Here is a 12,211-nt window from a genome sequence, read left to right as displayed (position 1 = left end):
TATAATATCCAGCAATAAGCCATAAAGCTGGTTTTCTGCAGCCGGAGAGGTTTCAAGACGATCGGCGGAGACAGAATTCTTAAGAAATTGCATCTACACAGTTCAGAGGTAGTCATGATCAAGAAAATCGGTGTACTGACGAGCGGCGGTGATTCGCCGGGTATGAACGCTGCAATCCGCGGCGTTGTGCGTTCTGCGCTTTCAGAAGGTCTGGAAGTTTTTGGTATTTACGATGGCTACCTTGGCTTGTACGAAGATCGCATGGAGCAGCTGGACCGTTATAGCGTGTCCGACATGATCAACCGCGGCGGCACCTTCCTCGGCTCGGCCCGCTTCCCGGAATTCAGGGATGAAAACGTGCGCGCCAAGGCGATTGAAAACCTGAAGAATCGCGGCATCGACGCGCTGGTGGTGATCGGCGGCGACGGTTCCTACATGGGCGCCAAACGCCTGACGGAAGAAGGCTTCCCGTGCATCGGTCTGCCGGGCACCATCGATAACGATGTCGCCGGTACCGACTACACCATCGGTTACTTCACCGCGCTGGAAACCGTGGTGGAAGCAATCGACCGCCTGCGCGATACCTCCTCGTCGCACCAGCGTATCTCTATCGTGGAAGTGATGGGCCGTTACTGCGGCGATCTGACGCTGGCGGCGGCGATTGCCGGCGGCTGCGAGTTCATCGTGCTGCCTGAAATCGAATTCAACCGCGAAGATCTGGTGTGCGAAATCAAGGCCGGTATCGCCAAAGGCAAAAAACACGCCATCGTGGCGATCACCGAGCACATCTGCGACATCGATGAGCTGGCGCGCCACATTGAGCAGGAAACCAAGCGTGAAACCCGCGCCACCGTGCTGGGCCACATTCAGCGCGGCGGTTCGCCGGTCGCCTATGACCGCATCCTGGCCTCGCGCATGGGCGCCTACGCCATCGAACTGTTGCTGCAGGGGTACGGCGGCCGCTGCGTCGGTATCCAGAACGAAAAAATGGTGCACCACGACATCATCGACGCGATCGAAAACATGAAGCGTCCGTTCAAGGGCGACTGGCTGGAAACGGCGAAAAAGCTGTACTGATACGCCGCTCACCGCACGACAAAAAAGCCTCCGCTCCCGGGGGCTTTTTTATGCTCGCCGGTGACATATTCCAGAATCATCTATCCCAAAATTTTTTATTCTTTAGTTGCCGGGAAAGTTTCTGGCAGGCTCTGATGCTAAATCAACCGATTGAGGTTGCGCTTAATTTTCTGGGAGAGCCTGTCGATGCGTAAATGGGGTGTAGGTCTGACATTGGTGCTGTTGGCGTCCGGCGCCATGGCGAAGGATATTCAGTTGCTGAACGTGTCATACGATCCGACGCGTGAGTTCTATCAGGCTTACAACACGGCGTTCAGCAAGCACTACCAGGCGGAAACCGGCGACAAGGTGACGGTGCGCCAGTCGCACGGCGGTTCCGGCAAACAGGCGACCTCGGTGATCAACGGCATCGAGGCTGACGTGGTGACGCTGGCGCTGGCCTATGACGTCGACGCTATCGCCGAACGCGGCCGCATCGAGAAAGACTGGATCAAACGCCTGCCGGACAACTCGGCGCCTTACACCTCGACCATCGTCTTCCTGGTGCGCAAAGGCAACCCGAAACAGATTCATGACTGGCCTGATTTAATCAAGCCGGGCGTGTCGGTGATCACTCCGAATCCGAAAACTTCCGGCGGCGCCCGCTGGAACTACCTGGCCGCCTGGGGCTACGCGTTGCATCACAATAACAACGATAAGGCCAAGGCGCAGGACTTCGTCAAAAACCTGTACAAGAACGTTGAGGTGCTGGATTCCGGCGCGCGCGGCTCGACCAACACCTTCGTTGAGCGCGGCATCGGCGACGTGCTGATCGCCTGGGAAAACGAAGCGCTGCTGGCGGAGAAAGAGCTGGGCAAAGACAAGTTCGAGATTATTACGCCGAGCGAATCAATCCTGGCCGAACCGACGGTGTCGGTGGTGGATAAGGTGGTCGATAAACGCGGTACCCGCGAGGTGGCGACCGCCTACCTGAAGTATCTGTATTCACCGGAAGGGCAGACTATTGCGGCGCAGAACTATTATCGCCCGCGCGATGCGGCGGTGGCGGCCAAGTTCGCCGGGCAGTTCCCGCAGCTGAAGTTGTTCACCGTGGATGACACTTTCGGCGGCTGGACCGAAGCGCAGAAGGTGCACTTCGCCACCGGCGGCGTATTCGACGAAATCAGCAAACGTTGATGCCGTTTAAGTGGCAATAAAAAACCCCGGCAAGCCGGGGTTTTTTTATGGCAAGCCTAGGGCAATCAGGCTTTTTTCGCTGCTGCGGCGGCTTTGACGATCACGGCGAAAGCGTCGGCTTTCAGCGAGGCGCCGCCAACCAGCGCGCCATCGATGTCCGGCTGGGAGAACAGCTCTGCGGCGTTCTTGTCGTTCACCGAACCGCCGTACTGGATGATGATTTCAGCGGCAACCGCGGCATCGTGCTTGGCGATGTGATCGCGGATAAATTTGTGCACGGCCTGCGCCTGCGCAGGGGTGGCGGATTTGCCGGTACCGATGGCCCAGACCGGCTCATAGGCGATCACGGTGCCTTTCATCGCCGGTGCGCCCAGCGTTTTCAGCACGGCGTCGATCTGGCGCGCGCACACTTCTTCAGTTTTGCCCGCGGCGTTTTCCGCTTCGGTTTCACCGATGCACAGCACCGGGATCAGGCCGGCTTCTTTCAGCACGGCGAATTTCTCGGCGATGACTTCGTCGCTTTCTTTGTGGTAGGTGCGACGCTCGGAGTGGCCGATGATGATGTACTGGGCGCCGACGTCTTTCAGCATGTTGGCGGAAACTTCACCGGTGAAGGCGCCGGACAGGTTAACGTCCACGTTCTGCGCGCCCAGCGCGATGCGGCTGCCGGCCAGCGCGTGCTTGGCCTGATCCAGATACATCACCGGCGGGGCGATGGCGACGCCACAGCCGTCAACGCTGCTCAGCTCATTGCGCAGACCGGCGATCAGTTCGTTGACCATGTGAGTGCTGCCGTTAAGCTTCCAGTTACCCATAACTAATGGATGACGCATGTTTTTTCCTCCAACTAGGGAACGCGAGAGTCGAAATGACAACTGCCGGACCGGCAGTTTACCTGCCCAACAGTATAGAGATCATTAAGCGCGAAGGCTTTGCTTTTCGTCATTAAATGCCGCGCCGTTACGGCTCGGAAAGCGCCAGCTTAATCGGTTCAACCGCGAAGGTTACGCCTTTATCGCCGTTGTCCGAGACGACATAGCGAATGGCGCCGACCTGCTGTTGGTAAAAGCGCGATCCTTTGCCTTTTTCCAGCAGGCTGTTCACCTTGTTCTGGCTCTGTTCCACCGTCAATGCCGGTTCGAACTGGCGCATCAGCGCCGCCATGTAGTTGATGGCGATGGCGCGCGCGGCTTTTTCTTCATTGGCCTGCTGCAGCGGCAGATGCGTGATCTGCAACGTTTTGATTTTGCCGGTGCCTTTTTCCAGCGCGGTGGAGGCATACAGGTTTTCGTTGAGTTTGCTGGCGGCGCGCGTCAGCAGCGGCGAATCGTCTTCGGTGGCCGGAATGGCGCGGAATTCGCCAATCGGCAGCTTCGGGTTGTCGCGATTGTATTTCTCGCGGAATTTGACCACCGTCAGGTCGAAGGTCGGCGCCCCGGCCAGCAGGTAAGGTGCGGTCGGTTTCGCTTCGGCGGCGGGCGGTTCGGCCCAGGCGCTGGCGGCGGCCTGCAGCAGGCAGGCGATGGCGAGGGTTTTTCTCAGCATGGCGTATGGCATCAAGGACAAAGATGGCTCCGATTAAAGCGATAACTCGCGGGCCTTGTCAAAGATCCCACGCCATTATCGGTTCGCTGACGAGAAAGCTGTGCGGCGCGCCGCGTTATGCAAGGCGGAAAACTCGGCCCGGCAGCGCCTATGTTACACTGCGTCGCAGAATATGGGCAGGCTTAGAGCGCAGGAATCGATGACGTTACAACAGTGGTGTTTTTCTTTTAAGGGCCGCATCGGGCGGCGCGACTTCTGGATCTGGATGGGGCTGTGGCTGGTGCTGATGGCGGCGGCGTTTACGCTGGCCAATTATCAATTGATCGCCATCCAATCCATCGCCTTCTTTATCGTGGCGCTGCTGTGGCCGACGGCGGCGGTGCTGGTCAAACGTCTGCACGATCGCAACAAGGCTGGCTGGTGGGCGCTGCTGCTGATCCTGGCGTGGATGCTGGCGGCGGGCAACTGGCAAATGCTGGCGCCGATCTGGCAATGGGGCGTCGGGCGTTTCATCCCGACGCTGATTATCGTGATGATGATGATCGATCTGGGCGCCTTCGTCGGCACGCCGGGAGACAATCGGTTCGGCCCGGAAGCCGAACCGGTGAAGTTCCGCTGATCCTCGGGTTACCAGTAGTGCTCGCTGGTGATGTGGCCCGGTTTGCGGCGCAGGTGCTTGCGCATTTGGCGGTGGTCTTTCAGCGTTTGCTGGGTGTCCCGCACCATCTGCGGGTTGCCGCACAGCATCACGTGGCTGGTTTCGGCGTCGATGGTCAAGCCGATCGCCGCTTCCAGCCGGCCGTCCTCGATCAGCGCCGGCACGCGGCCGGTCAGTGAACCGGGCGTTTCTTCGCGGCTGACGACGGTCTGGATGCGCAGCTTGCCGTTGTAGCGTTGCTGCAATTGCTGCATCAGCGGCAGGTAGCTCAGATCGCGCGCAAAACGCGCGGCGTGCACCAGCACCAGGTTGTTAAAGCGTTCCAGGCCGACGCCTTGCTGCAGAATCGATAAATAGGGGCCGATGGCGGTGCCGGTCGCCAGCATCCACAGCGTGTCGCAGTCGGGCACCTCATCCAGCACGAAGAAGCCGGCCGCTTCTTTGGTCACCATGACATCCGACCCTGGCCGCAGCTGATTGAGGCGTGGGCTCAGTTTGCCTTCCGGCACCGTCACCAGATAGAACTCCAGGTTGGCGTCATCGGGGGCATTGACGTAGGAGTAAGCGCGTTGCACTCGTTCGCCGTCGATCTCCAGCGCCAGTTTGGCGAATTGCCCGGCGGTGAAAGGATCGATGGGGGCATTGACCACCAGGCTGAACAGCCCGTCGGTCCATTGTTTTACCTGCGTAACCTTGCCGTTTACCCATTCAGCCATACTCTAAAGCTCCCGTGGTCGAATCAAATAAGCACAATGTCGTGAGCCGGAAATGGCGTGCGTGGTGCGCTCTATCCGGTAGTCGTTGCCGAACAGGCGGTGAAACAGCTGCAGCTCGGAATTGCACAGGCTGCTGCAGTTGGAACCGGCCACGCCGATCGGACAGTGGTTTTCCACCAACAGCGCACCGTGCGGATGATCGAGCAATTCGGCCATGTAACCGTCATGTTGCCGCAGACGCACCAATCGGGCTAACCGCTCTTGGTGGCTGCGCTCGGCGGACAGCTCTTCGGCATAACGCAGATAAAGCTGCTCTTCGCGCGCGCTCAGCAACGGTTCCACGCCGGCGCCGCCAAACAGCCGCAGCGCGGATGCCCGCAGCCGTTCCTGATCGGCGGCCGCAAAAGCGTGCCCTCGCGCTGTCAGCGACCAGTAGCGCGTCGGGCGGCCGACCTTGCTGCGCGCTTCTTCGTAACAAACCAACTCACGTTTTTCCAGGGATTGCAGATGTTGTCGGATGCCCATCGGCGTGATGTCCAGACGCTCCGCCAGCATTTTGGCCGAGTGCGGGCCGAGAGCCTTTAACTGCAATAAAATCAGCTCAGGTGTTTTCATGAACCAAATCCCTATGGTGTTATTTTATTTCAAGTTGATGAAAATAATTATCGATTAAATGCTAAAGCGCAGCTACTGCAAACGCGCTAATTTTTACCCCCAAAGCGTTAGACGTACAGTTTAATTTACGAGCCTGGTCGGGTTTGCTGCCAGTGTGACCTGGATCAATATTTGTCTGAAACTCGCTAAAAAAATCAGATTTGATTAGCTTATGCCGCCATAGAGGGCTGCTCGCCGTTCTGGCTGCTGCAACGGCCATACCGGGACGCTGTGACGAGTTGAAACGTTAACGAAGATAATGAGAAAACTAGAGAATTTTCACCTGCTGGTGATGCTTATCCTGTTGGTCGCCGTCGGCCAGATGGCGCAAACCATTTATGTTCCCGTGATTGCTGATATCGCCCACGATCTGTCGGTTCGCACCGGCGCTGTGCAACGGGTGATGGCGGCGTATCTGCTTACCTACGGTTTCTCCCAGCTGATTTACGGGCCGATATCGGATCGTATCGGGCGTCGCCCGGTGATCCTGACCGGCATGATGATCTTCCTGGTCGGTGCGCTGGGCGCACTGCTGTCCACCAACCTGACGATGCTGGTTGCCGCCAGCGCGATTCAGGGCATGGGCACCGGCGTGGCGGGCGTGATGGCGCGCACCATGCCGCGCGATCTGTATGCCGGCACCGCACTGCGCTACGCCAACAGCCTGTTGAACATGGGGATTTTGGTCAGCCCGCTGCTGGCGCCGGTGATCGGCGGCGCATTGGCGATGGTGTTCGGCTGGCGCGCCTGCTACGCCTTCCTGCTGGGGCTGTGCGCCTGCGTCGCCTTCGCCATGTTCCGCTGGCTACCGGAAACCCGTCCGGTGCAAACGGAAAAACGTCGCATGCTGGCCAGTTTCCGCCAGCTGCTGGGTGACAGCACCTTCAGCTGCTATCTGGTGATGCTGATCGGCGCGCTGGCGGGGATTGCGGTATTCGAGGCCAGCTGCGGCGTGTTGATGGGCGGCGTGTTGGGACTGAGTGGGCTGACCGTCAGCATCCTGTTCATTCTGCCGATCCCGGCGGCGTTTTTCGGCGCCTGGTACGCCGGGCGCGACGGCAAGACCTTCCACACGCTGATGTGGCATTCGGTGATTAGCTGCCTGCTGGCGGGGGCGATGATGTGGATCCCGGGCTGGTTCGGCGTGATGAACATCTGGACGCTGATCGTGCCGGCCGCATTGTTCTTCTTCGGCGCCGGCATGCTGTTCCCGCTGGCGACCACCGGGGCGATGGAGCCGTTCCCTTACCTGGCCGGCGCGGCGGGCGCATTGGTAGGCGGCATGCAGAACATGGGGTCCGGTCTGGCGACCTGGCTTTCCGCCATGCTGCCGCAAACCGGGCAGTTCAGCCTCGGCTTGCTGATGTTCGCGATGGCGCTGCTGATCCTGCTGTGCTGGTGGCCGCTGTCCAATCGTATGCAGCATCAAGGACATACCGCATAACGACAGGGCGCCATTCGGCGCCCTGTTTCGTTACAGCAGAAACTCGTGCAGCGCCGGGTCTTTGCGATCCAGATAGTGGGTCGAACGTATACGGCGGATGGTGCGCGACTTGCCGCGGATCAGCAACGTTTCGGTGGTGGCCATGTTGCCCTGGCGGCTGATGCCTTCCAGCAAATCGCCCTTGGTGATGCCGGTGGCGGAGAAGATCACGTTGTCGTTGCGCGCCATCTGATCCAGACGCAGCGCCTGGCCGGCTTCGATACCCATCTCCCGGCAGCGGGCCAACTCTTGTTCGCCGATGCGGCGGTTTTCGGCGCTGTCGCCTTTCACCTCATGACGCGGCAGCAAACGCGCCTGCATGTCGCCGTCCAACGCGCGGATCACCGCGGCTGAGATCACCCCTTCCGGCGCGCCGCCGATGCCGTACATCACATCGACCTCGCTTTCGGGCATGCAGGTGAGAATGGAGGCCGCCACGTCGCCGTCAGGAATGGCGAATACTCGCACGCCCAACTGTTGCATCTGCGCGATGACGCCGTCGTGGCGCGGTTTGGCCAATACGATCACCGTCAGCTGCGACAGCGGTTTGCCCAGTCGTTCGGCGACGTTCTGCAGGTTCTCCGCCAGCGGCCGATTGAGATCGATGGCGCCGCGCGCCGCCGGGCCGACTACCAGCTTCTCCATGTACATGTCCGGCGCGTGCAGGAAGGTGCCGCGATCGCCCACCGCCAATACCGCCAGCGCGTTGGACTGGCCCATGGCGGTCATGCGGGTGCCTTCGATCGGATCGACCGCGATGTCGACCGCGTCGCCTTGGCCGGTACCAACCTGCTCGCCGATATATAACATCGGCGCTTCGTCGATCTCGCCTTCGCCGATCACAATGCGCCCATCGATATCCACTTTGTTGAGCATGATGCGCATGGCGTGGACCGCCGCGCCGTCGGCGGCGTTCTTGTCGCCGCGCCCCAGCCATTTGTAGCCCGCCAGCGCGGCGGCTTCGGTAACGCGGGAGAATTCGATGGCTAATTCACGTTTCATGGCAAACCTGTCTGTGAGAAAGGGAAGAAAATATCGACAAAGTCTATCACAGCGCGGTGGCGGCAGGGCGGGGCAAAAAAAAAAGCGCCGCCCGCAGGCAGCGCTTGTTGGCGAAACGGCAACTTCGGGATTACTCGTGATCTTCCCATGCCTGAGCGCGAGCCACCGCTTTTTTCCAGCCGCTGTAGCGGTAGTTGCGTTCGGTGGTTTCGATGCTTGGGCGGAATTCACGCTCAACCACCGCTTTGCTCTTCACTTCATCCAGATCGTTCCAGTAGCCGATGGCCAGGCCCGCCAGGAACGCCGCGCCCAGCGCCGTCGATTCACGCACTTCAGGGCGTTCTACGCGGGTGCCGAGAATATCGGATTGGAACTGCATCAGGAAGTTGTTGGCGACCGCGCCGCCGTCCACGCGCAGCGATTGCAGGCGGGTGTTGGCGTCGGCCTGCATGGCGTCCAGCACGTCACGGGTCTGGAAGGCGATGGATTCCAGTGTGGCGCGGATGATGTGGTTGCTGTTGGCGCCGCGGGTCAGGCCGAAAATGGCGCCGCGAGCATACGGATCCCAGTAAGGCGCACCCAGGCCGGTGAAGGCCGGCACCACATAGACGCCGTTGCTGTCTTTCACCTTGGTGGCGAAGTATTCGGAGTCGGCGGCGTCGCTGATCAGTTTCAGCTCGTCGCGCAGCCACTGGATAGACGCGCCGCCGATGAACACCGCGCCTTCCAGCGCATAGTTCACTTCACCGCGCGGGCCGCAGGCGATGGTGGTCAGCAGACCGTTTTTCGACCGTACCGCTTCTTTGCCGGTGTTCATCAGCAGGAAGCAGCCGGTGCCGTAGGTGTTCTTCGCCATGCCCGGTTGAACGCACAGCTGGCCGTACAGCGCCGCCTGCTGGTCACCGGCGATACCGGCGATAGGAATACGCGTGCCGCCCTTGCCGCCGATGTTGGTCTGGCCGTATACCTCGGAGGAAGGACGGACTTTCGGCAGCATGGCGCGCGGAATGTCCAGCACTTCCAGCATGCGTTCGTCCCAGTCCAGCTCGTGGATGTTGAACATCATGGTGCGTGAGGCGTTAGTGTAATCGGTGACGTGTACGCGGCCCTGGGTCATCTTCCACACCAGCCAGGTGTCGACGGTGCCGAACAGCAGTTCGCCGCGTTTGGCGCGCTCGCGGGCGCCTTCGACGTTGTCCAGGATCCATTTCACCTTGGTGCCGGAGAAGTACGGGTCAACCACCAGGCCGGTGTTGTGACGGATGTACTCTTCCAGGCCGTCGCGCTTGAGCTTCTCGCAGATGTCGGCGGTGCGGCGGCACTGCCAAACGATGGCGTTGTAAATCGGCTTGCCGGTCTCTTTTTCCCAGACGATGGTGGTTTCGCGCTGGTTGGTGATGCCGATGCCGGCGATCTGATCGGAATTGATGTCGGCTTTCGCCAGCACTTCTACCAGCGTCGAACTTTGCGACGCCCAGATCTCCATCGGGTCGTGCTCAACCCAGCCGGCCTTTGGATAGATCTGCGGGAATTCGCGCTGCGATACCGCAACGATGTTGGCGTCGTGATCGAGCACGACGGCGCGTGAGCTGGTGGTCCCTTGGTCGAGTGCGACAATGTATTTTTTTTCTACAGTCATGGTAATTATCCTGCTGTTGTTAACCGTTTAAAACTGCACCCATCATGCTTTACGCTGCTGGGTCTTGGCGTCGGGCTCTTCCTCCGTCACGCAAACGTCGCACGGCAGGTGGCGGCCAATCAGCGCGCGGTAACCGAAAGCGCCCAGGCCACAGCCGACGATAGGGGCGAAGATCGGCACCAGGAAGTACGGGATATCACGTGCGCCGGTGAAGGCGACTTTGCCCCAGCCGGCCAGGTAGGCGAACAGTTTCGGCCCGAAGTCACGCGCCGGGTTCAACGCAAAGCCGGTCAATGGTCCCATGGAGGCGCCGATCACGGCAATCAGAATACCGATCAGCAGCGGCGCCAGCGGGCCGCGCGGAATGCCGTTGCCGTCGTCGGTCAGCGCCAGGATCAGGCACATCAGGATTGCAGCGATCACCATTTCTACCAGGAAGGCCTGACCGACGGAGATGTGCGCGTTAGGGTAAGTCGAGAAGATGCCGGCCAGTTCGAGGCTTTCGTTGCTGCCGCGCACCATGTGGTGGGCCGCTTCGAAGTCGAAGAACAGGTTGTAGTACAGCCCATAGACCAGGGCCGCTGCGCAGAAGGCGCCGGCGACCTGCGCAATGATGTAAGGCACCACTTTGCGCCCGTCGAAGCAGGCGAACAGCCACAGGGCGAGGGTGACCGCCGGGTTGAGATGCGCACCGGAAATTGCGGCGGTCAGATAGATGGCCATGGCGACGCCCAGGCCCCAAATGATGCTGATTTCCCACTGGCCGAAGCTGGCGCCCGCCAGTTTCAGCGCGGCAACGCAGCCTACGCCAAAGAAGATCAGCAGCGCCGTGCCGAGGAACTCGGCGATGCACTGGCCTTTTAATGTCGGACTGGTGGTTTGGCTCATAATGTTGTTGTCCTGCAAAACGGCGGTTGTTGGTTTATAGGCTCAGTTGGGTAGAGATCTGGCCTATGGGCACAGTTTTTTTCATCTCGTCCAATTATTGAATAAGGACGTGATGTAAATTTATCGTTAACGAACATAAACGAGAAATAGCGAAATCAAAATGTGTGTGGCGCGTCATAAAATTGAGCGATTTCGCGTCGTTTAGTGTTCTTTCTGAGCCATAAAAGTGTGATCTGACCAGTGGTTTGCTGAGGGTTGTTAACAACTCGCGGCGGCGGCGATGGGGATTTTCAGTTTTTGCTGATGGCGGGGGCAGGAAAATTGCAACAGACTGCGCGATGATCCGGTATGTTGCTAGACAGGCGGAGACTGGCTACTTACAATCGTTTTTAACGAATCGAGACCGGCGCGCCTTTCGTAACGGCGCGCGTCACTGAGCGCGATGCAATATTCGCAGTAGCTGCAGCCGATGTTGCGGCCGCTACTTATAGATGTACGCCTTGCTATCATGAGGGGACTGAAGCATGTCATTTGAAGTATTTGAGAAACTGGAAGCAAAAGTACAGCAGGCGATTGATACCATCACCTTGTTGCAGATGGAAATTGAAGAGCTGAAAGACAAAAACAACTCTCTGTCGCAGGAAGTTCAGGCTGCCTCCGGCAACCACGAAGCGTTGGTGCGCGAAAACCAACAGCTGAAAGAAGAACAGCACGTATGGCAAGATCGCCTGCGCGCGCTGCTGGGCAAAATGGAAGAGGTCTGATCCTCACGCCATGCAGCAACGAAAAGGGCGCCTCAGGCGCCCTTTTTCATGACCGGAAATCACTCGATGTCGAGCGGGTCCTCGGAGAGGATGATACCGGTGTTGTCGGCATACAGGTGGTCGCCGGAGAAGAAGGTGACGCCACCGAAGTTGACGCGGATATCGCTTTCGCCCACGCCTTCGCTCACGGCACCCGCCGGGATCGCCGCCATCGCCTGAATGCCGATGTCGAGTTCTTCCAGATCGTCCACCTGGCGCACCGCGCCGTACACCACGATGCCTTCCCATTCGTTCTGGGCGGCCAAGCGCGCCAGTTCGGCGTTGATCAGCGCCCGGCGTACCGAACCGCCGCCGTCGACCAACAGCACGCGGCCGCGGCCGTTTTCTTCAAGCAGATCGAACAACAGGCCGTTATCCTCAAAGCATTTCACCGTGGTGATCTGCCCGCCAAATGAAGTACGCCCGCCAAAATTGGAGAACAGAGGTTCAACAACGTTCACCTCTTCATGATAGATGTCGCAAAGTTCGGAAGTATCGTATTTCATAGGATTTTACGTCTGTTTGCCGCTGGAATGTTCAGTATATCCCTTTATTCGCCCTGTTGGCAAA

13 protein-coding genes are annotated in these 12,211 nt (G+C 59.2%); 5 read left to right on the top strand and 8 right to left on the bottom strand.

Features of this window, described 5'->3' with window-relative positions; all coding sequences use genetic code 11:
* Window positions 1-114: 114 nt before the first annotated feature.
* Window positions 115-1,077, top strand: coding sequence for a 6-phosphofructokinase (gene pfkA, locus IT763_RS22690; protein ID WP_004931116.1), 963 nt, complete (start codon window positions 115-117; stop codon window positions 1,075-1,077).
* A 186-nt stretch (window positions 1,078-1,263) separates the two neighbouring features.
* Complete coding sequence (locus IT763_RS22685; protein ID WP_028128085.1) at window positions 1,264-2,253, top strand: sulfate ABC transporter substrate-binding protein; 990 nt, start codon at window positions 1,264-1,266, stop codon at window positions 2,251-2,253.
* A 65-nt stretch (window positions 2,254-2,318) separates the two neighbouring features.
* On the opposite strand, the gene tpiA is transcribed toward IT763_RS22685, so the two are convergent.
* The gene (gene tpiA / locus IT763_RS22680; RefSeq protein ID WP_004931113.1) at window positions 2,319-3,086 is read right to left on the bottom strand and encodes a triose-phosphate isomerase; all 768 of its coding nucleotides are present in this window, start codon (window positions 3,084-3,086) and stop codon (window positions 2,319-2,321) included.
* 127 nt (window positions 3,087-3,213) lie between these two features.
* Window positions 3,214-3,798 (bottom strand): DUF1454 family protein, encoded by a 585-nt coding sequence (locus IT763_RS22675; protein WP_048326688.1) that lies wholly within the window; start codon window positions 3,796-3,798, stop codon window positions 3,214-3,216.
* A gap of 199 nt (window positions 3,799-3,997) precedes the next feature.
* On the opposite strand from IT763_RS22675, the gene IT763_RS22670 reads away from it, so the two are divergent.
* Window positions 3,998-4,417 carry a DUF805 domain-containing protein gene (locus tag IT763_RS22670; RefSeq protein WP_016929710.1) on the top strand — a complete coding sequence of 140 codons (420 nt, stop codon included), beginning with the start codon at window positions 3,998-4,000 and terminating at the stop codon, window positions 4,415-4,417.
* Window positions 4,418-4,425: 8 nt separating this feature from the next.
* Here the strand turns inward: IT763_RS22670 and fpr are convergent, their stop codons facing one another.
* Entirely contained in the window at window positions 4,426-5,172 is a 747-nt protein-coding gene (gene fpr, locus IT763_RS22665) for a ferredoxin--NADP(+) reductase (protein WP_004931107.1), read from the bottom strand.
* Between the two features lie 3 nt (window positions 5,173-5,175).
* Complete coding sequence (locus IT763_RS22660; RefSeq protein WP_016929711.1) at window positions 5,176-5,787, bottom strand: metalloregulator ArsR/SmtB family transcription factor; 612 nt, start codon at window positions 5,785-5,787, stop codon at window positions 5,176-5,178.
* 298 nt (window positions 5,788-6,085) lie between these two features.
* On the opposite strand from IT763_RS22660, the gene emrD reads away from it, so the two are divergent.
* A complete protein-coding gene (gene emrD / locus IT763_RS22655; RefSeq protein ID WP_028128087.1) occupies window positions 6,086-7,270 on the top strand; it encodes a multidrug efflux MFS transporter EmrD in 1,185 nt (394 codons plus the stop codon).
* Between the two features lie 30 nt (window positions 7,271-7,300).
* Here the strand turns inward: emrD and glpX are convergent, their stop codons facing one another.
* From glpX to IT763_RS22640, 3 genes are all read right to left on the bottom strand, one after another.
* Window positions 7,301-8,311, bottom strand: a complete 1,011-nt coding sequence (gene glpX, locus IT763_RS22650) for a class II fructose-bisphosphatase (protein ID WP_016929713.1) — start codon at window positions 8,309-8,311, stop codon at window positions 7,301-7,303.
* A 130-nt stretch (window positions 8,312-8,441) separates the two neighbouring features.
* Window positions 8,442-9,950 carry a glycerol kinase GlpK gene (glpK, locus tag IT763_RS22645; RefSeq protein WP_004931097.1) on the bottom strand — a complete coding sequence of 503 codons (1,509 nt, stop codon included), beginning with the start codon at window positions 9,948-9,950 and terminating at the stop codon, window positions 8,442-8,444.
* Window positions 9,951-9,992: 42 nt separating this feature from the next.
* A complete protein-coding gene (locus tag IT763_RS22640) occupies window positions 9,993-10,838 on the bottom strand; it encodes an MIP/aquaporin family protein (protein ID WP_015379417.1) in 846 nt (281 codons plus the stop codon).
* Between the two features lie 524 nt (window positions 10,839-11,362).
* On the opposite strand from IT763_RS22640, the gene zapB reads away from it, so the two are divergent.
* A complete protein-coding gene (gene zapB / locus IT763_RS22635) occupies window positions 11,363-11,602 on the top strand; it encodes a septal ring assembly protein ZapB (RefSeq protein ID WP_004931092.1) in 240 nt (79 codons plus the stop codon).
* 59 nt (window positions 11,603-11,661) lie between these two features.
* On the opposite strand, the gene rraA is transcribed toward zapB, so the two are convergent.
* The gene (gene rraA / locus IT763_RS22630) at window positions 11,662-12,147 is read right to left on the bottom strand and encodes a ribonuclease E activity regulator RraA (protein WP_004931090.1); all 486 of its coding nucleotides are present in this window, start codon (window positions 12,145-12,147) and stop codon (window positions 11,662-11,664) included.
* Between the last annotated feature and the right edge of the window lie 64 nt (window positions 12,148-12,211).

The organism is Serratia sp. CMO1 (assembly GCF_015689115.1).
In the GTDB taxonomy this organism is placed as follows: domain Bacteria; phylum Pseudomonadota; class Gammaproteobacteria; order Enterobacterales; family Enterobacteriaceae; genus Serratia; species Serratia marcescens.
Note: the sequence above shows the minus strand (reverse complement) of the source record. Positions and strands in the feature narration are given on the sequence as shown.

Coding starts and splice junctions, on each gene's coding strand:
- pfkA (WP_004931116.1), top strand. CDS start 115: ATGATCAAGAAAATCGGTGTACTGACGAGCGGCGGTGATTCGCCGGGT.
- IT763_RS22685 (WP_028128085.1), top strand. CDS start 1,264: ATGCGTAAATGGGGTGTAGGTCTGACATTGGTGCTGTTGGCGTCCGGC.
- tpiA (WP_004931113.1), bottom strand. CDS start 3,086: ATGCGTCATCCATTAGTTATGGGTAACTGGAAGCTTAACGGCAGCACT.
- IT763_RS22675 (WP_048326688.1), bottom strand. CDS start 3,798: ATGCTGAGAAAAACCCTCGCCATCGCCTGCCTGCTGCAGGCCGCCGCC.
- IT763_RS22670 (WP_016929710.1), top strand. CDS start 3,998: ATGACGTTACAACAGTGGTGTTTTTCTTTTAAGGGCCGCATCGGGCGG.
- fpr (WP_004931107.1), bottom strand. CDS start 5,172: ATGGCTGAATGGGTAAACGGCAAGGTTACGCAGGTAAAACAATGGACC.
- IT763_RS22660 (WP_016929711.1), bottom strand. CDS start 5,787: ATGAAAACACCTGAGCTGATTTTATTGCAGTTAAAGGCTCTCGGCCCG.
- emrD (WP_028128087.1), top strand. CDS start 6,086: ATGAGAAAACTAGAGAATTTTCACCTGCTGGTGATGCTTATCCTGTTG.
- glpX (WP_016929713.1), bottom strand. CDS start 8,311: ATGAAACGTGAATTAGCCATCGAATTCTCCCGCGTTACCGAAGCCGCC.
- glpK (WP_004931097.1), bottom strand. CDS start 9,950: ATGACTGTAGAAAAAAAATACATTGTCGCACTCGACCAAGGGACCACC.
- IT763_RS22640 (WP_015379417.1), bottom strand. CDS start 10,838: ATGAGCCAAACCACCAGTCCGACATTAAAAGGCCAGTGCATCGCCGAG.
- zapB (WP_004931092.1), top strand. CDS start 11,363: ATGTCATTTGAAGTATTTGAGAAACTGGAAGCAAAAGTACAGCAGGCG.
- rraA (WP_004931090.1), bottom strand. CDS start 12,147: ATGAAATACGATACTTCCGAACTTTGCGACATCTATCATGAAGAGGTG.